This is a genomic window from Nocardioides sp. R-C-SC26, assembly GCF_021246465.1.
In the GTDB taxonomy this organism is placed as follows: domain Bacteria; phylum Actinomycetota; class Actinomycetes; order Propionibacteriales; family Nocardioidaceae; genus Nocardioides.
Window position 1 is genome coordinate 107582 of sequence record NZ_JAHRHK010000009.1, and the last position, 23836, is coordinate 131417.

14 protein-coding genes are annotated in these 23836 nt (G+C 71.1%); 5 read left to right on the forward strand and 9 right to left on the reverse strand.

What is annotated here, in order from left to right:
• Positions 1-9 precede the first annotated feature (9 nt).
• From KSO97_RS10270 to KSO97_RS10285, 4 genes are all read left to right on the forward strand, one after another.
• On the forward strand, positions 10-882 hold the full coding sequence (locus KSO97_RS10270) for a fructosamine kinase family protein (protein ID WP_232678514.1): 873 nt from the start codon (positions 10-12) through the stop codon (positions 880-882).
• A gap of 280 nt (positions 883-1162) precedes the next feature.
• The gene (locus KSO97_RS10275) at positions 1163-1861 is read left to right on the forward strand and encodes a response regulator transcription factor (protein WP_232678516.1); all 699 of its coding nucleotides are present in this window, start codon (positions 1163-1165) and stop codon (positions 1859-1861) included.
• Positions 1858-3429, forward strand: a complete 1572-nt coding sequence (locus KSO97_RS10280; protein ID WP_232678518.1) for a HAMP domain-containing sensor histidine kinase — start codon at positions 1858-1860, stop codon at positions 3427-3429. Before KSO97_RS10275 ends, KSO97_RS10280 begins: the two co-directional genes overlap by 4 nt.
• Positions 3422-4018 (forward strand): hypothetical protein, encoded by a 597-nt coding sequence (locus tag KSO97_RS10285; RefSeq protein ID WP_232678520.1) that lies wholly within the window; start codon positions 3422-3424, stop codon positions 4016-4018. Before KSO97_RS10280 ends, KSO97_RS10285 begins: the two co-directional genes overlap by 8 nt.
• Before the next feature lie 98 nt (positions 4019-4116).
• Here KSO97_RS10285 and KSO97_RS10290 read toward each other — a convergent pair whose 3' ends face one another.
• Genes KSO97_RS10290 through KSO97_RS10305 form a run of 4 tightly spaced genes read right to left on the reverse strand, consistent with a single transcriptional unit; the run spans position 4117 to position 10444 of the window.
• A complete protein-coding gene (locus KSO97_RS10290; RefSeq protein ID WP_232678522.1) occupies positions 4117-5466 on the reverse strand; it encodes an anthranilate synthase component I family protein in 1350 nt (449 codons plus the stop codon).
• A complete protein-coding gene (locus KSO97_RS10295) occupies positions 5466-6032 on the reverse strand; it encodes an aminodeoxychorismate/anthranilate synthase component II (RefSeq protein WP_232678524.1) in 567 nt (188 codons plus the stop codon). The genes KSO97_RS10290 and KSO97_RS10295 overlap by 1 nt, the downstream gene beginning before the upstream one ends.
• 34 nt (positions 6033-6066) lie before the next feature.
• Entirely contained in the window at positions 6067-7992 is a 1926-nt protein-coding gene (locus KSO97_RS10300) for an anthranilate synthase family protein (protein WP_232678526.1), read from the reverse strand.
• 43 nt (positions 7993-8035) lie between these two features.
• Entirely contained in the window at positions 8036-10444 is a 2409-nt protein-coding gene (locus KSO97_RS10305; protein ID WP_232678528.1) for a sensor histidine kinase, read from the reverse strand.
• Positions 10445-10569: 125 nt separating this feature from the next.
• Between KSO97_RS10305 and KSO97_RS10310 the strand changes: the two genes are divergently transcribed.
• Positions 10570-11250, forward strand: coding sequence for a response regulator transcription factor (locus KSO97_RS10310; protein ID WP_232678530.1), 681 nt, complete (start codon positions 10570-10572; stop codon positions 11248-11250).
• 32 nt (positions 11251-11282) lie between these two features.
• On the opposite strand, the gene KSO97_RS10315 is transcribed toward KSO97_RS10310, so the two are convergent.
• The 5 genes from KSO97_RS10315 to KSO97_RS10335 all read right to left on the reverse strand — a co-directional run bounded on the left by KSO97_RS10315 (position 11283) and on the right by KSO97_RS10335 (position 23699).
• On the reverse strand, positions 11283-13817 hold the full coding sequence (locus tag KSO97_RS10315; RefSeq protein ID WP_232678531.1) for a LuxR C-terminal-related transcriptional regulator: 2535 nt from the start codon (positions 13815-13817) through the stop codon (positions 11283-11285).
• Positions 13818-14020: 203 nt separating this feature from the next.
• The gene (locus KSO97_RS10320) at positions 14021-18652 is read right to left on the reverse strand and encodes a binary toxin-like calcium binding domain-containing protein (RefSeq protein ID WP_232678534.1); all 4632 of its coding nucleotides are present in this window, start codon (positions 18650-18652) and stop codon (positions 14021-14023) included.
• A gap of 278 nt (positions 18653-18930) precedes the next feature.
• The gene (locus KSO97_RS10325) at positions 18931-21126 is read right to left on the reverse strand and encodes a UvrD-helicase domain-containing protein (protein ID WP_232678536.1); all 2196 of its coding nucleotides are present in this window, start codon (positions 21124-21126) and stop codon (positions 18931-18933) included.
• 174 nt (positions 21127-21300) lie between these two features.
• Complete coding sequence (locus KSO97_RS10330; RefSeq protein ID WP_232678538.1) at positions 21301-22065, reverse strand: enoyl-CoA hydratase-related protein; 765 nt, start codon at positions 22063-22065, stop codon at positions 21301-21303.
• A gap of 167 nt (positions 22066-22232) precedes the next feature.
• Positions 22233-23699, reverse strand: a complete 1467-nt coding sequence (locus KSO97_RS10335; RefSeq protein ID WP_232678540.1) for an NAD-dependent succinate-semialdehyde dehydrogenase — start codon at positions 23697-23699, stop codon at positions 22233-22235.
• Between the last annotated feature and the right edge of the window lie 137 nt (positions 23700-23836).

The following is a 23836-nucleotide window of genomic DNA, read 5'->3' on the forward strand; positions in this document are numbered from 1 at the left end:
CCCGACTCGATGAGCCGGCACTCCGTCATCGCCCGCCGCGCCGAGTCGTTGCTCGACGCGGCGGTGGTGGCGACGGCACCTGTTGCCGGTGGCGACATCTGCACCGCTACCAAGCTGCGCCTCTCCGACGGTTCCACCGCCCTGTTCAAGACGCTCAGCCCCGCGCCCGCGGGCTTCTTCGAGCGTGAGGCGGCGGGACTGCGCTGGCTGGGCGAGGCGAGTGGGGGCGTCGACGTGCCCGAGGTGCTCGCCGTCGCGGCCGACTGCCTGATCCTGCGATGGATCGAACCGGGCCGCGCCGGCGACGACGACGCCGCCGCCTTCGGCCGCGCCCTCGCCGCCACCCACGCGTCCGGCGCACCCGGGTTCGGCGGGTTCGACGGCTCCGGTGCCGACGGCTTCATCGGCACCCTTCCGTTGCCGCAACGTCCGACGCCGACCTGGGCGGAGTTCTTCGCCGTCCGGCGCGTGCTGCCCTACGCCAAGCTCGCCCGCGACCGCGGTGCCCTCGAACCGGCCGAGTCTGCCGCCATCGACCAGCTGATCGGTCGCCTCACGATCCTCCTGCCCGAGGAGCCACCCGCCCGGCTGCACGGCGATCTGTGGAACGGCAACGTCGTGTGGGACGCCACCGGCACCGCCTGGGTGATCGACCCCGCCGCCTACGGTGGGCACCGCGAGATGGACCTCGCGATGCTGAGCCTCTTCGGCCTTCCCCATCTTCCGCGCGTGATCGAGGGGTACCAGGACGTCGCCCCTCTCGCCGACGGTTGGGAGGACCGCCTCGCGCTCCACCAGCTCTTCCCCCTCCTCGCGCACGCCTGCCTCTTCGGTGGCGGCTCCGGCGCCCGCGCTGCGGCCGCAGCGCAGCGCTACCTCTGAGCGCACACCGACGGTGGTCGAGTGCAGGTCGCGCCGGCGACCTGACTCGAGACCGGGTGAGTGGGACGCGGAGCCGATCCCGGTCATCGAGCTTGTCGAGATGCGACGGGCGGTCATCGAGCTTGTCGAGATGCGGCGGGTCTCGACAAGCTCGACCACCGGTACACAAGCTCGACCACCGGTGCACAAACTCGACCACCGGACGACGAGCGCAACCGCCCGCACCACCATGCGGTCGATCTCTCAGCGCGGCCTCAGCCCTCGGTGGCACAGTGGGAGGGTGACCACCGCTGCCAAGCCCCGCGTGCTCGTCGTCGACGACGACCGCGCGGTCCGTGAGTCGCTGCGGCGCTCGCTGGAGTTCAACGGCTACGACGTGCACCTGGCCGGTGACGGCGCCGAGGCGCTGGCGGGCATCGCCGGCGTCGATCCGGACGTCGTCGTGATGGACGTGATGATGCCGCGACTCGACGGCCTGGAGACCACCAAGGCGCTGCGCAGCGCGGGTAACGACATCCCGATCATCGTGCTCACCGCACGCGACGCCGTCGGTGACCGCGTCGAGGGTCTCGACGCCGGCGCCGACGACTACCTGACCAAGCCGTTCGCCCTGCCCGAGCTGCTGGCCCGGCTGCGCGCCCTGTTGCGCCGTGTCGTCCCCGCCGAGTCCGACGCCGAGGAGCTGCTGGAGTTCGCCGGCCTCTCGATGAACACCTCCACCCGTGAGGTGCTGCGCGAGGGCCGTTCCATCGAGCTGACCCGCACCGAGTTCACCCTGCTCGAGATGTTCCTGCGCCGACCCCGTCGGGTGCTCGACCGCTCCTTCATCCTGGAGGAGGTGTGGGGCTACGACTTCCCGACGACCGCGAACTCGCTCGAGGTCTACGTCGGGTACCTGCGGCGCAAGACCGAGGCCGAGGGAGAGCCGCGCCTGATCCACACCGTGCGCGGGGTCGGGTACGTGCTCAAGGAGTCATGAGCACCCGACCCTCCGACCTCGACCACTCGGCCGCAGCCGGCGACCCCGACGACGCATCGCGCGGCGCGGCCGCCACGGCTCCGACGTGGACGCCGATGGGTCTCACCACGGCATCCGACCACCCCGATCCCGCCGAGCAGCCCGGACGCGACGACGGGTGGGACCCCGAGCGCGACCCGCACCCCGAGGACGTCATCGGCACCCGGTGGCACTACCGGCGCTCGCTGGCCTCGCGGCTCCTTCTCCTCACCACCATCGCGGTCGGCCTCTCGGTCGCCTTCGTCGCCGTCGGCGCCTACGTGACGGCGCGCGCCCAGCTCTCCGCGCAACTCGACGACAGCCTCCGCGACCGCGCTGCCGCGACGGCGCAGGCGATCGCGACCAACCAGAGCGAGTCGTTCATCCCGCTGTGGCTGGGGCCTGCGACCGACACCCGGGTGTTCTTCCTCAGCGCGGAGGCGAACCTCGGCATCTACGACCGCGGCGCGCCGCTCGCCGTCGGCACCCCCGAGATCGACGTCGCCACCGGCAAGACCGAGGAGTCGCTGCGCACCATCCGCGACGCCACCGGGGAGTACCGCGTGATCGCCTTCCCCATCGGCGACGTCGGCGCGCTGATCATCGCCGAGTCACTCGACCAGCAGCACAAGGTGCTGACCCGTCTCGGCTTCGTCAGCCTGGCATTCGGCCTGATCGGCGTGCTGGGCGCCGGCATCGCCGGCTGGGCCGTCACGCGCAACGGCCTGCGGCCGGTGCGACGTCTGACCGCCTCGGTCGAGGAGATCGCCCAGACCCAGGACCTCACCACCGCGCTGCCGATCGAGGGCGACGACGAGGTCGCCCGCCTGGCCGCGGCGTTCAACCAGATGCTGCTCGCGCTCGATGCCTCGCGTGAGCACCAGCGCCGTCTGGTCGCCGACGCCGGCCACGAGCTCCGCACACCGCTGACCTCGCTGCGCACCAACGTCGACCTGCTGCTGCAGTCCGACGGCGCGGCCGCCGGCGCGCCGTCGCTGGACCCCCAGGCGCGACGCGAGCTCCTCGACGACATCGCCGCGCAGACCGACGAGCTCACCACGCTGATCGGCGACCTCACCGAGCTGGCGCGCGACGAGCCGATCGCGCCGGTCGTCGGCGAGGTCGACCTGAGCGAGATCGTCGACGTCGCCGTCGCGCGGGTGAGACGGCGTGCACCCGAGACGACCTTCGACGTCGGCTGTGAGCACTGGTACGTCGTCGGCGAGGCGCCCGCGCTGGAGCGCGCCGTCACCAATCTGCTCGACAACGCGGCCAAGTGGGGCCCTGCCGGGGGCACGATCACGGTGCGGTTGGGTGGGGGTGTGCTGACCATCGACGACGACGGCCCGGGCATCGCGCCCGGCGAGCGCGAGCGGGTCTTCGACCGCTTCTGGCGCGCCGAGGACGCCCGCACCATGCCCGGCTCGGGGCTGGGTCTCTCCATCGTGCGGCAGGTCGCCGAGCGGCACTCCGGCGCCGTGCGCGCCGACGCCTCGCCGTCCGGCGGCGCTCGCCTGCAGATGCTGCTCCCGGGGCGTTCTGATGCCTAGGCGTCGCCGCTCGGCCCTGATCGGCACCGGCCTGCTCGCCGTCGTGCTCGCGGCGTCGGGCTGCTCCGGCGACGACGGCGGCTCCGACGACGCACCGCTGGGCGAGCGGCCGTCTCTTCCGACCGAGGCCCCCGCCCTGTGGAACCCTTGCGACGGCTTGGACGCCAACGCCGTCGAGGAGGCGTTCGACACCAGCTTCGACGAGAGCACCGGCACCGACAGCGCTCCCGAGTGCACCTTCCGCCCGAGCAGCGGGGCCGCCGAGAACTCCCCGGTCGTCGACGTCAACTACCAGCTCTTCGCTGGGAGTCTCGCGGAGATGATCGGCACCTTCGGTGAGCCCACCGAGGGCACCAGCATCGAGGTGACCGCCCCCGACGTGCCGCAGGCCGACGATGCCCGACTCGTCGTCTCCATCGACGAGGAGACGCTGTTCGTGTCGGGGTTCGTGCAGAACGGCCAGCTCGTGCAGCTGGTCAACGTCGTGGACCCGGGCCCGTTCGACCGCGCGCGCGACGTCGCCGCCGTCAAGCAGATGCTCGGCGACCTCGCCGCTCACGCGGCCGGCTCCGAGGTCGCCGACGACTGACGGCCGCGGTGGTCCTGTCGAGGAGCACCGGGCGGAACGAGCGGGACTCCCGTCCGAGCCACGCGGTCCGTCCCACGCGGTCTCGCCGGCGCGCGCCCTCACCCAGCGTCGGTGGGTGAGAATCCGGACGTCGCCGTCCCCGGCTGCGGGTGGGCCCGCAACGCGGCGAGCAGCCGCTCCGCCTTCCACCCGGCTTCGGCCCACTCGTCCTCGACGTCGGAGTGCACGGTGATCCCGCCCCCCGTGCCGAGCCGGTAGCGACCGTCGCCGAGCGTCGTCAGCGAGCGGATCACGACCCCGAGATCGGCGCGGCCGTCGGCGGCGATCCACCCGAACGCGCCTGCATAGACCCCTCGCGGGGTCTCCTCGACGGCATCGATGATCTCCATCGTGCGGCGCTTGGGCGCACCGGTCATCGACCCCGCCGGGAACAGCGCCTGCAACGCGGCGACGGTGTCGACGTCGTCGCGGAGCCTGCCGGTGACGGTGGAGACCAACTGGTGCACCGAGGCGTAGGACTCCACCTCCATCAGGCCCGGCACCTGCACCGTGCCGACGTCGCACACCTGCGCGAGGTCGTGCCGCAGCAGGTCGACGATCATCAGGTTCTCGGCGCGGAATCGCGGGTCGGTCGCGAGTTCGCGGCGACGGGCAGCGTCACGCACGGGATCGGCGTCGCGCGGCGTGGTGCCTTTGATCGGCTTGGCCTCCAACCGGCGGTCCGCCGTGACCAGCGCGTAGCGCTCCGGGCTCGAGCTGAGCAGCCATGCCCGCGCGTCGTCGACGTCGTGCTGCAGGAATCCGGCGTACGGGGCGGGGTTGAGCGCCCGCAGCCGTTCGTAGACCGCGAGGGGGTCGGCGTCACCCTCGTGCTCGAGCCTCACCGTCAGATTGGTCTCGTAGGTGTCGCCGCCCCGCAACCGCTCCTGGACGGCGTCGAACGCGGCGCGGTAGTCGGCCGGCGCCCGTCCGGTTTTCTCGGCCGGCCGAGAAAGCCGGACATTGGACGAGGAAACTTCGTACGCCAAGGTCCTGTTCTCTCGGCTGGCCGAGAAAACTTCCACTCGGCTCGGCCGCATCCAGACGGCGTCCGGGAGCCCGTCACCGCCGAGAGCCGCACCGGGGCGGGCCGGGAGGTCGGTGCGGGCGGCGTAGCCGAAGTACCCGAACCACTGGTCGGACGGCGCCCCCGCGGCCAACTCCTCACGCAGCACGGCGAACACGTCGTCGCCGACGACTTCGGAGCGACCGCCGACGTGACGGGTGACCTCCCGGCGGTCGGCGCGGTAGCTGAGCGAGACGTCGTCGTCGTCGAGCCAGCCGACGATCGACCGCTCGCCTGACCAGCCACGCGCACCGCCGCCGTCGAGCCAGAAGCACCGGCGGCGGGAGGCGACGATGTCGCGCACCCACGCCACACCGCTGCCACGTGTCGGAGAGCCACTCATCAGGCGCCGTCCAGGAAGTTCGCGATCAGGGCCGCGCCGTGCTCCGACAGCACCGACTCCGGGTGGAACTGCACCGCTTCGAGCGGCAGGGTGCGGTGCCGCAGGCCCATGACCACACCGTCCTCGGCCCGGGCCGTGACCTCCAGCTCCGCGGGCACGTCGACGACGGCGAGGGAGTGATAGCGCACCGCGGCGAACCCGTCTGGCACGCCGGAGAACACTCCCCGCCCGTCGTGATCGATGCGGGCGACCTCGCCGTGCGCCGGCCGTACCCGCTCCACCGCGCCGCCGAAGGCGAGCGCGAGGCCCTGCAATCCCAGGCAGACCCCGAGCACGGGTCGCACCGCGGCACGCAGCACCTCCCGCCCGACGGCGAAGTCATGCGGGTCGGCGGGGTGGCCCGGGCCGGGCGAGAGGACGACGTACTCGTGGCGCAGCACGTCGTCGACGACGACCTCGTCGTGCTGCACCCAGCGCGGCAGCGCGCCGGTCACGCCCGCGATCAGGTGCACCAGGCTCCCGGTGTAGGAGTCGTGGTGGTCGACGACGACGACGTCAGGCGGCATGCGCGGCGATCTCGGCAGCCTCAACCACCGGTGCTCACCGCACCAGCAGGTCGGCGACGAGGTCGTGGAGCAGGTCGTAGCCGCGCTCGGTGAGGATCGACTCGGCGTGGAACTGGATGCCCCGGTAGTGCGGACCGCGCAGGTGGTGGATGTCGCCGGTGTCGGGGTCGACGTCGAGGCTGACCCCGTCGGGCAGGTCGGAAATGGCACCGGGGGCGACGCGTCCGACGAAGGTGTTGTAGAAGCCGACCCGCTCGATGCGACCGTCGTAGGGCACCGGCGACTGGGTGCCCTGGAAGACGATGTCCTTGTAGGCCAAGCCGATGCCGAGCTGGTGGCAGAGCGCCTGATGGCCGAGACAGACGGCGAGGAACGGCTGCCCGCGCTCGAGCAACCGGGCGACGGCGGAGCGTAGGTGGGCCATCTTCGGATCCGCGTCGTCGCGCGGGTCGCCCGGCCCCGGGCCGACGATCACCAGGTCGGCATCGTCGAGGCAGCCCGGCACGTAGTCCTCGTGGCGGATCACCGAGGAGGTCATGCCGAGGACGCCGAGCACGTGACGCAACATGTTGACAAAGTCGTCCTCGCCGTCGAGCACGATCGCGTGCTGCCCGGCCAGGCGCGGGTCGGGGTCGGCGCCGGCCTGGTCGGTCAACCAGAACGAGGAGAGCCGGCGGTTGCGCTGGTTGAGGGCGATCAGGACGTCCTCGTCGGTCACCAGGTCGGCGACGTCGACGCTCGAGACCGGCGCGGGCGGCACCAGGCCGAACGCGCTGAGGATGCCGCCGGCCTTGGCGTGGGTCTCGGCGACCTCGTAGGCGGGGTCGGAGTCGCGCACCAGGGTCGCGCCCGCCGTCACGGTGAGGTTGCCGTCGAGGTCGACGTCGGCGGTGCGGATCACGATCGGGCTGTCGACGACGTGGCCTCCCTGGCCGTCGCGGCCGAAGAGCGCCAGCGCGGCGGCGTAGTAGCGGCGCCCGACGGTCTCGTACTTCTCGATCAGACGGCAGGCGTTCTCCACCGGACTGCCGGTGACCGTCGCGGCGAACATCGTGTCGCGCAGCACCTCGCGCGGGTCGCGGCCGGTACGGCCGGCCAGGAGGTACTCGGTGTGCACGAGGCGGCTCATCGGCTTGAGGAACGGGCCGAGCACCTGGCCGCCCTCGGTGCAGATGTCGCACATCATCTTCAGCTCCTCATCGACGACCATGAAGAGCTCGTAGATCTCCTTCTCGTCGTGCAGGAAGTCGACCAGCTCGCGCTTGAGCTCCTCTCCGCCCCCCGTCGTCGCGGTCGGCAGCCGGAACGTGCCGCTGATCGGGTTCATCCGCACGTCGCCGTCGTGCACCGAGACGTGCCGCTCGGGGCTCGCGCCGATCAGGTACCGGTCGCCGGTGAAGAAGATGTAGGTCCAGTAGGCGCCCCGCTCGCGCTCGAGCAACCGCCGGAAGACGGCGAGCGCCGGGGCCACGCCCCAGTCGGCGACCTGCGCGCGGTAGTGCCGGCCGATGACGAGGTTGGCGCCCTCGCCCTGGCCGATCTCGTCGCGGATGATCGAATCGACGAGCCGGCCGTACTCCTCGTCGTCGGTCTCGAACCCGCCGCGGTCGGCGAAGGCGACGTCGACGGCGTCGATCGCCTCGATCACCTCCGCCACGCCGTACTCCAGCTCACTCTCGATCTCGACGACCACGAGCGGGGTGCCGTCGTCGTGGGCCCGGAACCCGCGTTCGCGCACCTGGTGGAAGGGCACGGCCACGAGACGGTCGGCGATGTGCCCGTCGGCGGGTACCCCCTCCTCGAGCGGGATGTCGAGCAGCGACGTCAGCACCTCGCGGCGTCCGCCGATCAGCCCGACCGAGTCACGCTCGCCCTTGCGGGTCGAGCGCCGGATGATCGCCCACGCCTCGTGCCCCTGGAGCGCATCGATGGCGTCACGGGCGGAGGGCTTGGCGGACATGGGCCAAGATTAGTGGCGCGCGAAGTCAGGTCTCGACGGGGTTTCAGGCCCGGGACCGTCGTTCGTCACGGTGGGTGGCGCGGTCGGGACCGATCACACCCGCGCTCTGCGCCGTACTCTCAGCCGCCGATTGGGCGCGCAGCTCGGGCTCGATCGCACTACCGGGCCAGTGCACCTCGACCACGCTCTGCTTGGCATATCTGCGCAGGTGGATCGCCCACCCGGGCGGTGCGCGGTCGATCAGGCCGGGGCTGTCAGCCATCTCGGGAGGGCCGACGACGAGCAGCTGCCCGCCTCCTGCCCCGCTGGGGTACAGGCCGATGGTCAGCGGCATCCCTGGGCCGAGGGCCTCGACGGCCCTGCAGACGAGCGCGCCCAACCACGCCGCGCCCGCGACGTCGGGGGCATCGCGCTCCCCGGTCCGGAGTGCCAACTCGACACCCGCAGCCCGGGCTTCCGCCGAGGCACGGGTGAACCACACGCCCAGGTGAACCAGCTCAGGACTCAACAGCAGCAGTTGGCGCAGGTGGCGCTCCTCCGCCGCGCAGTCCCGCCGGAGCTCGATCTGCGTCGGCGGAGTCCGACCCTGACTGATGGCCTCCAAGAGTTCGGCGGACCGCTCGAGTCCTGCCACCTTCCACCGTGCGAGCGCCTGCTGTGAAGCCGTGCGCACCGCTGCCTGCTCGCGGAGGATCGCGGTCGTTCGTGCGTCGTCGCCGGCGCGCGCTCCGATGGTGTCGAAGGCATCGCGGAACCGACTGAGCCCCAGCACGAACAGGTAGCAGACGCCCGATCCGGTCGCGATGCTCCAGGCTGCCGGCGCGCCAGCGAGCAACTGCGACGTGGTCACCAGGGACACGGTGGCCCAGAACACGGCGCTCGCGGCGCGAGCGGCACCCGGGCGGCCGAAGTAGACCAGCAGCACCCACGGCACGCTGGGCACGAGTGCCTGCCAGTCGGCGACGTCCCCGCGGCCGAACTCGGCGCCGGCGAGAGCGAGCAGCCAGACGAGAATCAGGCTGACGATCAGGAGGATCTCCAGGCCGAGCCCCAGCCGCTGCCATCGCCGAACCGCGACGAAGCTGCCGCCGAGGACGGCCAGCAGCACGGGCAACGCCCCCCAGACTGGCTCGTAGACATCGGGCCTCGACATCAACTCGAGGGCGGGCACCATCGCCGTCGCGACGCCAGCCCACAGCCACGCGGCCAAGCCGCGCGCGGTCGCCGCTGCGACCACGAGGTTCGAGCCCTCGCTGGTGGGCTCGGCACGGAGCGAGCCAGGGACGAGCATCGTCACCGTGACCCCCTGACCGGGCCGGGAGGTCACGGTGGCGACGACCCCCACGTCGGCGCAGCGACCTATCAGCGACTCGCGCAGTCCTCGACCGATGCCCAGCTCGGGCTCGAAGCCGACGCCGTCGTCCCGGATCCGCAGGACGGAGGTGCCGTCGGCGTACTCGAGGTCGACGCGCGCGTGCTGGACACCTGCGTGCCGCGCGACGTTCTGGAGCACCTCGGCGGATGCTTCGAGGACCGCCGCAGCAACAGGACGCTCCTGGGCGACGACCCACGCCGCGAACTCCTCCTCCGTCAGACCGATCAGCTCGACCTCGACGGCTGCGCGCTCGCCGAGCTCCCGCCACGAAGGGAGCGGCACATCGACCTCGGACGCAGTCCGGTCGTCGTCGAGGATGCTCGCGATGATCTCCAGATCTGCGGCGCAGCGTGCCTGCACACGTTCGAGGTCGTGCATGACGCGCCCGCCGTTGGCCACAGCCCCCAAGGTGTTGATGACCGTGTCGTGCAACGTGCGCGCAGCCTCGCTCGCGCGGCGTACCGCGGCGCGCTCGGCAGCGGCCCGCCGGAGCGCAGCCTCGGTCTTCTCCTCGTCGCGGTCCGCGCGGGCCAGGAAGCGCTCGATGGCCAGTCGGGCGGCTCCGACTGCGATGGCGATGGCGATGCAGGTCCCCGCCACGTCGAACGCGAGCTGGCCGGCCCAGTCCGGATGGAACACCTGGATCGACCCGCCGCTGAGCACACCGAGGACCCCGCCGGCCGCGAGTGCCAGACGTCGCGTCAGCAGGAAGCCCGCGCCGACCACCAGGAGGTAAGAGATCCAGATCACCGCGAAGCTCTGGTCGGAGTAGCGACCCGGCGCGGCAGCCCAGGCGCAGCCGATCACCGGCGCGCCGACCACGACCAGCCACCGTGGATCGGCAGTAGGCCTGACCACGATCCGCAGGGTGACGGGGAGCGCCACGAGGACAGCCCCGAACAGGAGGATGCCGGCGACTCCCGCGGGCCAGCCGCTCAGGATCCAGAGCGTCACCAGGAGCGCGAAGCCCGCGAAAGCGGGGACCGAGACGGCGCGGCGCAGCGCCGCGCCGAAGGTCGCGCTCGCCCAGCCCGGGGAGCGACCGGCCGACTGCTCGGGGGCCGACCGCGCGCTCATCCGACTCACCGGAGGACACCACGCAATCTCCACCGACCGCGAGCACCGCTCAGGCTCGCGCGAGACGATAGATTGCGCTCCGTCATGCCGATCCCCCACGCGGCCGGTACGAACGAAGGAGAAGGATGCCGACGTCGGGCACGCCGTTGCGTCGGGGCTTCTACCGCGTCGCCATCGTGGAGGATCACGCCCTCCAGCGCGAGCGCACTGAGGAAGTGCTCCACGAACGCGCGGGGGTGCGTGTCGTCGCCCGCTGTGAGCACCTGCCGCAGTTCGTGGCGTGGCTCGAACGTGCGCCACGGGAGGAGCGGCCCCATCTGCTCGTGCTCGACCTCAGCGTCGACCGAGGTCCCGCCGTGGATCCGGAGTTGGTCGCGTCGTTGGTGCGCGGCGGACTCCGCGTGCTGGTGCTCTCCGCGATGGCCTCGCCCGCGCTGGTGCGTCAGGTGATGCGTGCCGGCGTCGCTGGATTCGTCGGGAAACGCGACCCTGCGACCGACCTGGTCGACGCGGTGCACACCGTGTTGTCCGGCGGCGAGTGGATGACACCCGACATGGCCAACGTGATCGTCAACGATCCCGGCCGGCCGGCGCTCAGCGACCAGGAGGAGCGCGCGCTGGTCCTCTACGCCTCCGGCCTCACTCTCGAGGCGGTCGCGGCCGGCATCGGAGTCAAGCGCGACACGGCGAAGAAGTACATCGACGTCGTCAAGCGGAAGTACGCCGAGGCCGGCCGCAGTGTCCGGTCGAAGACCGACCTCTATCGCGCCGCGGTGGCCGACGGCTATCTGGACGACGCGCGCTGACGTCACTGCCCGTCCGGGCCTGTCCCTCCGGGTCACCCGTCCTCGCCCTCCACGAGCATCCCTCGTGCGATCGCCATGTCCACCGCGTCCCATCGGGATGCGACGCCCAGTTTGCGATAGATCGAGCGCACCTGGGTCTTGACGGTGTTCAGGCTGACGACGTTGGCGCGTGCGATCTGCGCCAGCTTGCGACCGAGCGCCAGCTGACGCAGGACATCCAGCTCACGGTCGGTGAGTTCCCGACCAGGAAGGTCGCCTCGGGGCACCTCGATCCGAGGTCGCACAGGCGCACCGAGGAGCGCTCGGCGGTCGCGCTCGGGGAGCCGCGAGGCGGGAACGCTCAACCGGTGCGCCCGGTACAGGTCGGCCCACGAACGGCGGGCCTCCCTGGACGAGCCGGCGGACCGGCTCTCCAATGCCGCTTCCAGCGTCGCGAGCTCGATCTTGCGGCGTACCGAGCCCAGGGCACCCGCCCGTGCCGCCGCCGACCCCACGGCCGCCTCCTCGAGGTGTCCGTCGACGTAGGCCAGCCAGGACCACGCCAGCACCGACTCGGCGGTCTCGCCGATGGGAACAGCACGATCGCGCGCGGAGGCCGGGGACGGCGGAGTGTGGAGTAACGCATCGGCCTCCACCCGCAGCGCGGTCAGGGCCCAGGGAGCCGGGGCGCTCTGCCAGTCCACGGCGTCGTGGAACAGCGTCTGCCATCGCTCGACGTCGGCATCGGGGCCGAGCACCGCGACCGTGGCGGCGAGTGGTTCGGCGAGGTAGGTCCAGTACTCGGTCGGGTCCGCGACGGAGACCGCGACCACGAGGTGCTCGCGCGCCCGCGACGCGTCGCCGTCCTCGAGGGCGAGCCACGCTCGGGCGGCGCGCCACTGGATTCCTGGGACGTCGTCGAGCCAGTGGTCGGGCCACTCGCCCCGAGGCGCCTCGGCCAGGAGTCGCCGCGCGACGTTCAACTCACCGGCGGCCGCCCGCAGGGCAGCCGCTGCGGCGAGCGCCCGCATCCGGCGGGGATGACCGCCCCGACCGTCGCGCTCGGCGACCGACGCGAGGAGCGTCAGGGCGCCGGCGACGTCCCCGTGCGCGGCCCGTGCCAGGGCGCACTCCATCTCGAACTCGATCTCACAGGCAGCCGTGGCAGGGTCGTCGGACCAGTGCTCGCGCAGCGTCGGACCGTTCGTCGGCGCCGGATCCGGACAGCCTCGGAGACGGGCCGCTGTCGCGAGCGCCCAGTGGCGGACCAACCTCTCCTGGGGAGTCTCGGACCTGGCTCGTCGCGCGGCCGAGGCCATGATGATCGGTGCGACCAGCGACCGCATGGCCGTACCGTTGCTGTAGGCGGCCAGGGCTAGTCCGGCCACCTCGGGACCACGCCCCGGCGCTACCGTGAGCAGGTGCTCGACGACCGGTCGCAGCACGGCGGGTCGCGCGAGGAGCAGTCGCCCCAGATGGGTGCTCGCCAGACGATGGACCTCCTCGAGCCAGCCGAGGTCGAGCGCGCATGTCAGCGCCTCGACGAGCAGTCCGCGTCCCTCCGCCCAGGCGACGACCTCGCGACCCAGGTCGGCGCTCCGCGGATCGCGTCCGGCGAGTTCGGCCAGGTACGCCCGCGCGTGCGGTGCGATCTGGAACCGCTGCTCGCCGAGAGTCAGGGCCCACATGCCGAGGCCGGCGCGTTCGGCAGCAGCGAACACACTGTCGACGTCGGAGCCCGCGAGGAGGCGCTCGGCCAGCCCCCGCGTGGGCGCGGTCGCGAGCGCCAGCCACCCCAGCGCGGTCACCAGGTCCTGCTCACCCGCTGCCGTGCCGAGCAGTCGGTCACGAGAGACCAGAGCGCTCAACTCGGCGGGCTCGAGCGGGATGGCCATCGCACCGAGTTGGGCCGCGAGCTCGGCGGTCAGGTCGGGATGCCCATGCACGACGGCGTGGACGGCCTCGGCATAACGCCGTGGTGCGGGAACGCCGCACGCGAGCAGCGTCGCGGTCGTCTCCTCCACGGTCAGAGCGAGATCCGACGCCGTGACGATCGTGGTGGCACACGCCGACAGGCGCTCCCTGGCGCGCGCCGGCACCGCGTTCAGCTCCCGCACCACCACGACGACGGCGACCTGTGGCGCGTCGTCCGCAAGTCCGCAGACGGAGTCGACGAAGCCGCCGCCCGGCTGCTCACCGGTGTCGATGACGACCAGACAGGGTGTCCTCACATGCTCGTCGACGGCTCCGTCGTAGGGAGAAGTGGCGGCATCCCCGATCCCCGTGGGCCTCGCCCGCGGGGCATGCTCGGCCACGAACGCACGCACCGCCGACTCCACGACGTCGCTCGGCGTGCCGGCCGATGCCGCCTCATCTCCTCGGGCGTAGTCGAACCACCCGACCCTGATCGGCCCCTGTGCCCGCGCGTGCTGCGCACAGTCGAGGATCACCTGAGTGCTGTCGAAGCCCCGGGGAGCAGCGACGATCGTCACCCCCGGCTCCCGGACGGCCAGGACGTCGTAGAGCCGGGGTCGTCTGGTCTGGACGCGCGCCGCGAGCGGCATCCTGCTCTCCACGCGTGAGCTCATGTCCTCTCCTCGTGACCCGGCGTCGACTGATGACCGAGTTGTGTCACACAGGGCGACCGGGATGCACGAACGGATGACGGATCGGGGGGATTTCACCCCCGATCGGGGGTGATGGTCGGCGACGAGCGCGACGGTGCCCCGTCCCCTCGCGGGAACGGGGCACCGTCGTCATTGACCTCGGTTCGATGGGGTGACGGTCCTCGTCACCACATGACCATCGGGTTCTTCGGACCGGACGCGGTCACCGTCGGGTCGGACCCCGCCTTGACCTCGACTCCGTCCTTGATACCTCCGCGGTCGGTGTCGAAGTCCACCGGGTTGGACTTGCGGTTGCCGTGCGCCTTGTTCTTGCGCCCGGTCACCTCGTCCTTGTCGGTCAGACCGTCACGGTCGGTGTCCTTCAGGAGCGGGTTGGTCTTCACCTTCCCGATCACGTAGGACTCGCCGTCACGCAACTTCACCCGCTGCTTGATCTTGATCCCACGGACCTCCTGCCGGTCGGTCAGACCGTCGCCGTCGGTGTCGGCCTTGCACGGGTTCGTCCTGACCAGGCCGATCGGCTTGATCTTCGACCAGTTCGTGCGGACCTTCTGCTTCAGGCGGAAGCCCTTGACCTCCGCCCCGTCCCTGAGCCCGTCACCGTCGGTGTCGGGGTTGAGCGGGTCGGTGCCACGGGCGCAGCTTCCGACGCCGGCGACCTCGCGGCCGTCCGGGATGCCGTCCCGGTCGCTGTCGCGCGAGAGCGGGTTGGTACCCAGGTCGCGCTCTTCCCCGTCGGAGAGTCCATCCCCATCGGAGTCCGCCTTGGTCGGGTCAGTGCCTGCGGCGATCTCGTCGGCATCCGAGACGCCGTCACCGTCGGTGTCGGTGTCCGGGCCGGGGTTGGTCCCCGGCTTGGAGTTCGGATCCTTCGGGTCGGTACCAGCGTCAACCTCAGCCTTGTCGCTGAACCCGTCGCCGTCGGTGTCGGCCTTGGTCGGGTCGGTGCCCAGCGCGGCCTCCTGCTCGTCGGTCAGGCCGTCACCATCGGTGTCCTTGCCGGGCTGGCTGCCTGGCTTGGAGTTCGGATCCAACGGGTCGGTACCAGCTGCGACCTCGGCGCCGTCGTTGAATCCGTCGCCATCGGTGTCGGCCTTGAGCGGGTCGGTGCCGCGCAGCCGCTCCTGGCCGTCGGTCAGACCGTCGCCATCGGTGTCGGCCTTGTTCGGGTCGGTGCCGTCCAGGAGCTCCTGGGCGTCCGGCACACCGTCACCGTCGCTGTCGACCACCGGGATCACCGGAGGAGTCGGCTTGGAGTTCGGATCCAGCGGGTCGGTGCCGCGGAGCACCTCGTCACCGTCGCTCCACCCGTCACCGTCGGTGTCGGGGTTGAGCGGATCGGTGCCGCGGGTCTTCTCCTGCCCGTCGTCCAGACCGTCGTTGTCGGTGTCGGCCTTCAACGGGTTGGTGCCGTCGGCCTTCTCCTGACCGTCCTCGACACCGTCGTTGTCGGAATCCTTGTCGAGCGGGTTCGTGCCGTCGGCCTTCTCCTGACCGTCGAACACGCCGTCGTCGTCGGAGTCGTTGTCGAGCGGGTTCGTGCCGTCGGCCTTCTCCTGACCGTCCTCGACACCGTCGTTGTCGGAATCCTTGTCGAGCGGGTTCGTGCCGTCGATCTTCTCCTGACCGTCCTCGACACCGTCGCCGTCGGAATCCTTGTCGAGCGGGTTCGTGCCGTCGGCCTTCTCCTGACCGTCCTCGACACCGTCCCCGTCGGAGTCGACATTGTTCGGGTCGGTCCCCGCCGCGATCTCGTCGGCGTCGCTGATCCCGTCGCCGTCGGAGTCCTTGACCTGGAAGGTGAAGTCCTCCGGGGCCGAGACGCCGATCACCCGGTCGTCGTTCGGGCCGGCTTGGTGCACCGCCACGATCGTGATGGGTCCCTCTCCGGCCGGGGTGGCCGGGATCGACCAGTCGCCGTTGCCATCGGCCGTTCCGGAACCCAACGGGCTACCGGTCGGGTTTCCGTTGTTGTCGGCCTCGTAGAGGACGATCGTCGCACCGGGGGCACTCGTGCCGGCGATGGCGTCGCCGATGTCGATCGCGGCGCCCGGCGTGGTGATCTCCGGCGCAGGCACCGGCGTGACCTCGACCGGGGCCGAGACCTGCTCTGCGGCGGGACCGTTGCCGTCGGGGTCGATCACGGCGACGACGTCGATCGGAGCGGTGATCGGATCGGTCGTCGTCACCGCCCAGGTCCCGTCGGGCTCCACCGTGCTCGTGCCGAGGGAGGGACCGGTGGGCTGACCGTTGCCGTCGGCCTCATAGACGTCGACGGTCTGGCCCGGGGTTCCCGAACCGGTGATAGTGACCGTGTCGTCGGGGTTCTGCACGACCGGACCCTCGATGACGACCGGGATCGTGTCGTACGTCGTGACCTTGACCGGCGCACTGGGTGCGCTGTCGGTGCCGTCGGTGGTCGCCACGGCGGTGTAGGTCGCGGTGGTTCCCGGCGGCGGCGTCCAGGACCAGTCGCCGTTCGGCTGCACCGTGGCCGGCTGACCCGAGCCCGGGATCGGCTGACCGTTCGGGCCGACCTCGAAGATCGTCACGGTGGAGCCGGCCGGCGCTGTGCCGGTGAGCGGCTCGCCGTTGGGGAGCCGGTTGCCCGGCGGCGTGGTGATCGTCGGCGAACCGATGGGGCTCGGCGGCGGCAGGTACACCGCGCGCGAGTACTGGGTGACCTGCCCGGCGTAGGCGCCGGGCTGGCTGGCGTCGTAGTTCACCAGAGTCTGGATACGGACGTTGCCGCTCTGCGCCAGGGGCGCCCCCAGGACGTCGAAGGTCGCACTGCCCGCGCCTGTGACACCCGTGACGCGGCCGATGTAGCGCTCGGCACGCACGGCCTCGCCGTCGGCCGCACCCGGGCTGTAGTAGACGTCCAGAGCGAGCGGGCTCGGCGCCGTCGGCGCCTGGTTGCCGGTCTCGTTGCCAGTGCCGGACGGCGGGCGCCAGCTGAGTGTCAGCTTGTTGCCGGTGGTGCTGGCAGCGGTGGGGATGTAGGTGCGGTACTTGCCGTTGGCCGTGTTGCGGATGTTCCAGACGAACCACGGCGCGTTGGTCTCCGTGAGGCCCTGGTTGTCCTGAGCCTTGGTCGGCGCGTTGACCTGACCGGTGAAGGTGTTGCGGGTCGCGGTCACGATCCCGCTGTCGAGGCGGATGGGCGCCTCACCCTCGGCGGTCTCGTAGCCATCCATGTGGTTGTTGTCGATGAACCAGCTCGAGTGCGTGTTCACCGCGAGGGCGTCCCAGTCGTAGACGATCCACCACGCCATCTTGTCGTTGCTGTCGGTGTTGACGACCGTGTTGTTCGAGATGACGTTGCGCGTGGCGGCCGAGGGGTTGCCGGCGCGCGCGTTGACCCAGAAGACCGGATACACGGTGTCGACGTCGGTCATGTCGTTGTCGTGGATCCGGATGGCCTCGGGAACGGTGTTGCCGTTGAGCCGGAGGTCCATCACCGAGTCGCTCGCGTGCACGTCGGTGAACGTGTTGTTCCCGATGTTCACGTTCTTCATGGTGCGCGCGTTGTAGAACGTGATGTGGCTGCGGTGGGTCCACACCTCGTTGAACGTGTTGTCGGTGATCTGCACGTTCTCGACGTTGGTCGTCGTGAAGTCGAGGATGTCGTCGCTGGAGTTGGCGGCGACGTCCTCATTCGGGTTGTTCGGGTTGGTGGCCGGGTTCTTGACGTCGAAGGTGTTGTCGTCGATCACCACGTTCGTGGCGTCTCCATCACGGAAGCTGACCAGCACCTGCGCCCGCGTGTTGAAGACGTTACGCCGGAACTCGGCGTTGTCGACGTCGGCGGCGTACATGTCGATCGCACTGCCGAGGAACGCCCGCTTGAGCGGCGAGAACGTGTTGTCGAGGAACGACGCACCGTTCAACTTGATCGTGCCGCCCCGGAACCAGAAGACGCGCTCGCCATTCCACTTGTCGAAGAGAGAGTTCTTCACCGTCAGGTTGTTGAAGGTGGTGTAGGCCTCCGCGAAGAGCCCGTAGTAGAAGGACTCCGGGTACTCGTTCTTCATCTGGACACCGTCGAGGGTCAACCCGTTGACGACGGTGGGATTCGCGGCCGTGCCGTTGAGAACACGAATCGCCCCGCCGAGGTCCTGCACGCCGTCGAATTCGACGTCCTTGATGGTCACGTTGCTGGCAGCCGCGCCGTTGGTGCCACTGACGAAGATGAAGCCTCGCTCCATCCAGTTCGAGTCGGCCTCGATCATCTGGCCGTTCTCGAAGGTGGCCCCGCTGCCGCGCTGGCTCAGCACGAACGAGGTCTCGCCGCCGATGATCCCGCCGATGCGCCGGTTGCGGGTAGCGGTGGAGGGGGCCGTCACTCCGGTGTCGAAGTTCTTCAGCGTGGCATCGGGGCCGTCGATGTAGAAGGCCGTGCCCTGGTCGCCGAACTGGTAGAACCCGACCCGGTCGCCGAAGTCGATGGAGACCTTCGGAGCCGTGATCGAGTAGTACGCACCGGAGACGTCCCAGCCGGGGGCGATGACGCCGGTCTTCATGCGGCCCGCGGCGTTGTCACCGTCGGGACCGACGATGAAGCCCTGGAGGCCGGGCGCGAACGTGATGTTCGCGCCGTCCGGGTTGTTCGCGGTGTTGGCCGTCCCGGGCGCGGCCCGCAGCGTCCCCGCACCAGCGTAGTTGAGGCTGGTGACGACGATGTTCGTCGGCGCCGCCTGCGACGGTGCCGCGGTGACGACCACCCCGGTGGCGGCCGTCATCGCGGCGACGGCCATGCCGGCGGCGAGCCGACGCGGTGTCAATGGTCGTTTCAAGGGAGTCGTCCTCTGGTCTCGACGATGGGTGGCCTAGACGGCCGGTTGTCGGAGGCTAAGTCGGCCTACGCAGGTCCAACACCGCGAACGAGGGAGGGCTAGAGGTGATCCGAGGGTGATCCCCCATCACCCCTCGGGCCGGCCCTCCGTCACGAGAGCCCGGGCGCGCTGATGCGCGCGTCCGTGAGCCGTCGCCTCGACGACGCCATGAGCTACGGGGACCGTCCGCGTTCGACGCTCGCGCTCCGCGCCGCACCGATCGCGGACGCGCCTCTCGACTACCGCGAGACGGTCGTGAGCAGCTGCGTCGCGCGCGTGAGCACGACGTAGAGGGTGGCGCGGCCGGTGGCCGACTCCGCCTCGATCTCCTCCGGCTGGACGACGACGATGCCGTCGAACTCCAGGCCCTTGGTGTCCAGACCGGTCAGCACGACGACCCGGTCGTCGCCCGACGGCGTGACCGAGGAGTCGACGGCGGCGCGCGCGCCGGTCGCGTAGTCGGCGAACTCCGGCCACGACGCCAGCCAGGCGTTGACCTCCGAGCGCCGAGCGACCGGCACGACGATGCCGACGGTGCCGGCGACCTCCGCCAGCACGGCCGCCGTCTCGGCGCGCACCGCCGGCTCGAGGTCGGGCACGCGCCCGACGACACGGGGCTCGATGCCGGTCGACCTCACCGCTGTCGGCAGGTCGGCAGCGAGGCCGACGCGCTGGGCGTAAGCCGCCGCGAAGGCGTAGATCTCCGCGGAGTTGCGGTAGTTGGTCGAGAGGTGGAACTCATGGGTCGGCTTGCCCTCCAGCGCGGCCGACCGGGCCGCGGTGGACTCGGCCGGCACCGGCCAGGACGACTGCGCGGGGTCGCCGACGATCGTCCACGACGCCGTGCGGCCACGCCGTCCGACCATCCGCCACTGCATCGGGGTCAGGTCCTGGGCCTCGTCGATGAGCACGTGGGCGAACCCGTCGTCCTCGATGGAGTGCGTCGGTGGCTGCCAGGCGCGTCCCGACGGCGCGTACTCGCGGTCGGAGGCCGTCATCAGCTCCTGGATGTCGACCGCACCCTGGATCAGCGCGAGCGGATCGTCACGCTCGTCCTCGGTACGCCGGGGGACGTCGCCCAGGGCGTAGCGCAGCTCGTCGATGAGCGGCACGTCCGCGATCGAGTGCTCGGCGCCGCCCGACCAGGACTTCAGCAGCAGCCTCTGCTCCTCGGCCGTGAGGACGCCGTCACCGACGCGGGCCAGGAACTCCGGGTCGTGCAGCCACGAGAGCACCGTGGGCGCGTCGACCGGCGGCCACCAGGCGAGGGCGAACTCGAGGAAGTCGTCGTTGTCGAGCAGGTCGTCGTTGAACGACTCGCGGCCGCGATCGCGACCCCGCTCGCTGCGCACCTGCCGCCACAACGCGTCCAGCAGCGTGGTCGAGATGCGCGGCAGCTGGCGGTTGCGCCGTCCCTGGCTCATCAGCTGACGGCGCAGTCGTCCGAGCAGGCCGCGGTCGAGCACGAGGGAGTTGTCGTACCAGAACAGCCGGAACTCCCGCGGGCTGCCGGGCGCCTGCTGGCGGGCGGCGCGGCGCATGACCTCCGCCATCCGCTCCGAACCCTTGATGTCGGCGACCGCGGGCTCGTCGTGACGAGTCGCCCGCACACCGTCGACGACCTCGCCGAGCGAGCGCAGGGCGACCGCTGTCTCACCGAGGCTGGGCAGCACCCGCTCGATGTAGCGCATGAAGACGCCGCTCGGACCCACGACCAGCACGCCGTCGGTCTCGTAGCGGCGGCGATCGGTGTAGAGCAGGTACGCCGCACGGTGCAGCGCGACGACGGTCTTGCCGACCCCCGGGCCTCCGCTGATCGCCACGACGCCCTTGGCCGGCGCACGGATCGCCTTGTCCTGCTCGGCCTGGATGGTGGCCACGATCGAGTGCATCCGGCGGTCGCGGGCCCGCGAGAGCTGGGCCATCAGCGCACCTTCGCCGACGATCGGGAGCTCGCCGTCGGCGCGCTCGGCGTTGCCGTCGGCGTCGAGCAGCTCGTCCTCGACACTCTGCACCGTCGTGCCCTGCGAGCGGAGCACCCGGCGCCGGACGACTCCTTGGGGCTCGGCGGCCGTGGCTTGGTAGAACACCGCCGCTGCCGGCGCACGCCAATCGATCAGGAGGGTGTCGCGATCCTCATCCCGCAGCCCGATCCGGCCGACGTAACGCGGCTCGGCGTCCAGTTCGGTGCGCAGATCGAGACGGCCGAAGACGAGGCCCTCGTGCGCGGCGTCCAGCTGGGCGATCCGCTTGGCGGCGTGGAAGACCATCGCGTCGCGCTCGACGAGCCCGCCCTCGTGCCCGAGCCGCCCGCGCGAGTGACCCTCCCGCGCGACCTGCTGGGCGTTGCGGCCGGCGGTCTCGAGCTGCCGGTGCACCCGGTCGACGAAAGCCTGCTCGGTCGCGATCTCCCGCTCGACCAGCTCGTCGCTCACACATCCCCCAGCGTTCGTGGATCTCTCCGGCCCGCTTCCCCAGGCGACGGCACCGTCATCCGGCTCAGGCCAGTCGTCCAGTCTACAAAGCACCCGCCACGGGCCGCCGGGGTATTCATGCGGTGGTCATCGGGAGCTGGGGGCCGCCGGTCGGTGTGCGGGGCGACCGGTGGGTCAGCGTCCGCGGGAGAGGAACGCGGTCATCGCCTCGCGGGCAGCATCCGAGCCGAACAGGCTGGCCGACAGCTCGGCCATCTCGTCGGCGCCGGCGTCGATGCGGGCGAGCAGGTCGCCCGCGAGCAGGCGCTTGGTCTCACGCAGCCCCTGGGGCGCACCGGTGGCGAGCGACGCGCAGACGCGCGCGACCTCCTCGGCCAGCTGGTCGTCCGGTACCGCGCGGGTCACCAGGCCGGCGTCGACCGCAGCGGCCGCGTCGAAGGTCTCCCCGGTGAGGAAGGTGTAGGCGGCCGCGCGCGAGGTCATCCGGCCGAGCAGCGTGAGAGAGATGATCGCGGGCGTCAGGCCCAGTTTGACCTCGGTGAGGGCGAAGTTCGCGCTCGCGGCGGCGACGACGATGTCGGCCGCGCCGACGATGCCGATGCCACCAGCCCTCACCGGTCCGCCCAGCTCCAGGACGACCGGCTTGCTCGCCGCGACGATCGAGCGCTGCAGGGCCACGATCGTGCGTGCGCCCTCCTCCATCGATCCGGTCGACGCCTCGGAGAGATCCGCCCCTGAGCAGAACACGCGCCCGGCCGAACGCAGCAGGACGACGCGCACCGCGTCGTCCGCCTCGGCAAGGGCGATCCGGTCGACCAGCTCGCTGACCAGCTGGCGCGAGAGCGCGTTGCGGTTGTGGGGGGAGTCGAGCGTGATCGTGGCGACGGCGCTCTCGGCGTCGACGTCGAGGTGCACCAGCTCGGCGGGGGTCTCGGTCATGCGCCAATCTTGGCCGACGAGGCGCGTGAAGTGGTCGGCTGTCGGCTCACGGGGTTTCGAGACGCTCGCTGCGCTCGCTCCTCAACCACCGGACGTCGACGCGAGACGCTCGCTGCTCAACCACCGGCCCTCGACCCGAGACGCTCTGCCCTCCACCGCGGGCGGTCTCAGGTCGCGAGGGCGACGTAGGTGGTCTCGAGGTACTCCTCGATGCCCTCGAAGCCGCCCTCCCGGCCGAACCCGGAGGCCTTCATGCCGCCGAACGGGGCGGCGGCGTTGGAGACCAGGCCGGTGTTGATGCCGACCATGCCGAACTCCAGCGCCTCGGCCATCCGGATCGTGCGGGCCAGGTCGCGGGTGTAGACGTAGGAGGCCAGGCCGTACTCGGTGTCGTTGGCCGCGGCGATCGCCTCCTCGTCGGTGCTGAAGGTGGTGATCGGCGCGACGGGCCCGAAGATCTCCTCGGTACTCAGCGCGGCAGCGCGCGGGACGTCGACCAGCACGGTGGGTGGGTAGAAGTAGCCGGGGCCGTCCGGACGCGTGCCGCCGACCAGCACGCGAGCGCCGGCATCGACCGCGTCGCGCACCAGGGCGTCGACGGAGTCGACCGCCTTGTCGTCGATCAGCGGCCCGACCTGGACGCCGTCGTCCTGCCCGCGCCCGACGGTGAGACCGCCCATCCGCTCAGCCAGGCGCTGCGCGAACTCCTCGGCGACGTCGACGTGGACGAGGAAGCGGTTCGCCGAGGTGCAGGCCTCGCCCATGTTGCGCATCTTGGCCAGCATCGCTCCGTCGACGGCGGCCTCGAGGTCGGCGTCGGCGAAGACCAGGAAGGGGGCGTTGCCGCCGAGCTCCATGCTGACGCGCTGCAACTGGTCGGCCGACTGCGCGACCAGCCTCTTCCCGACGCCGGTCGAGCCGGTGAAGCTCAGCTTGCGCAGGCGGGGGTCGGCCTGGAGTGCCGTGCTCAGACCACCGGAGTCGGTCGTGGTGACGACGTTGAGCACGCCGCCGGGAAGTCCGGCCTCCTCCAGGAGCGCGGCGAGCGCGAGCATGGTGAGCGGGGTCTGGGCGGCCGGCTTGATCACCATCGTGCACCCCGCGGCGACGGCAGGTCCGACCTTGCGGGTGCCCATGGCCAGCGGGAAGTTCCACGGCGTGACGAACAGACACGGTCCGACCGGCTTCTTGATGGTCAGCAGCCGGCTGCCGCCGGCCGGGGCCTGCATCCAGCGCCCGTGGATGCGCACCGCCTCCTCGGCGTACCACCTGAAGAACTCCGCGCCGTAGGTCACCTCTCCCTTGGCCTCGGCCACGGGCTTGCCCATCTCCAGGCTCATCAGCAGGGCGAAGTCGTCAGCGCGCGCCGTCAACAGCTCGAACGCCCGGCGCAGGATCTCCCCGCGCTCGCGCGGCGGCGTCGCGGCCCAGTCGGCCTGCGCCGCGCCGGCGGCGTCCAACGCCTGCGTCGCCTCGCCCGGCGAGGCGTCCGGGACGGCGGTCAGCACGCTGCCGTCGGCGGGATCGAGGACGTCGAGCGTCGCACCGTCGGCCGCGGGCTGCCAGCGACCGCCGATGAGAAGTGCGCGGTGCTGCTCGGCGAGCAGCGAGGTCGTCAGCCGTGAGTCACCCATGGCTCCACTGTGGCAGACGTCCAGGTGGCCCGAAGACCTACCCGAATGGGCCGTGACATCTGCCCGATTGGCTCGTTTCCCTGTCAAGAACCTGAGAAATCGAGGGAATCACGGCAATCCCCTGCCGTTAGCCGGGG

Excerpts from the sequence above, each read along its gene's own strand:
- KSO97_RS10270 (WP_232678514.1), top strand. The coding sequence starts at position 10 with ATGAGCCGGCACTCCGTCATCGCCCGCCGCGCCGAGTCGTTGCTCGAC.
- KSO97_RS10280 (WP_232678518.1), top strand. The coding sequence starts at position 1,858 with ATGAGCACCCGACCCTCCGACCTCGACCACTCGGCCGCAGCCGGCGAC.
- KSO97_RS10285 (WP_232678520.1), top strand. The coding sequence starts at position 3,422 with ATGCCTAGGCGTCGCCGCTCGGCCCTGATCGGCACCGGCCTGCTCGCC.
- KSO97_RS10290 (WP_232678522.1), bottom strand. The coding sequence starts at position 5,466 with ATGAGTGGCTCTCCGACACGTGGCAGCGGTGTGGCGTGGGTGCGCGAC.
- KSO97_RS10295 (WP_232678524.1), bottom strand. The coding sequence starts at position 6,032 with ATGCCGCCTGACGTCGTCGTCGTCGACCACCACGACTCCTACACCGGG.
- KSO97_RS10300 (WP_232678526.1), bottom strand. The coding sequence starts at position 7,992 with ATGTCCGCCAAGCCCTCCGCCCGTGACGCCATCGATGCGCTCCAGGGG.
- KSO97_RS10305 (WP_232678528.1), bottom strand. The coding sequence starts at position 10,444 with ATGAGCGCGCGGTCGGCCCCCGAGCAGTCGGCCGGTCGCTCCCCGGGC.
- KSO97_RS10310 (WP_232678530.1), top strand. The coding sequence starts at position 10,570 with ATGCCGACGTCGGGCACGCCGTTGCGTCGGGGCTTCTACCGCGTCGCC.
- KSO97_RS10315 (WP_232678531.1), bottom strand. The coding sequence starts at position 13,817 with ATGAGCTCACGCGTGGAGAGCAGGATGCCGCTCGCGGCGCGCGTCCAG.
- KSO97_RS10330 (WP_232678538.1), bottom strand. The coding sequence starts at position 22,065 with ATGACCGAGACCCCCGCCGAGCTGGTGCACCTCGACGTCGACGCCGAG.
- KSO97_RS10335 (WP_232678540.1), bottom strand. The coding sequence starts at position 23,699 with ATGGGTGACTCACGGCTGACGACCTCGCTGCTCGCCGAGCAGCACCGC.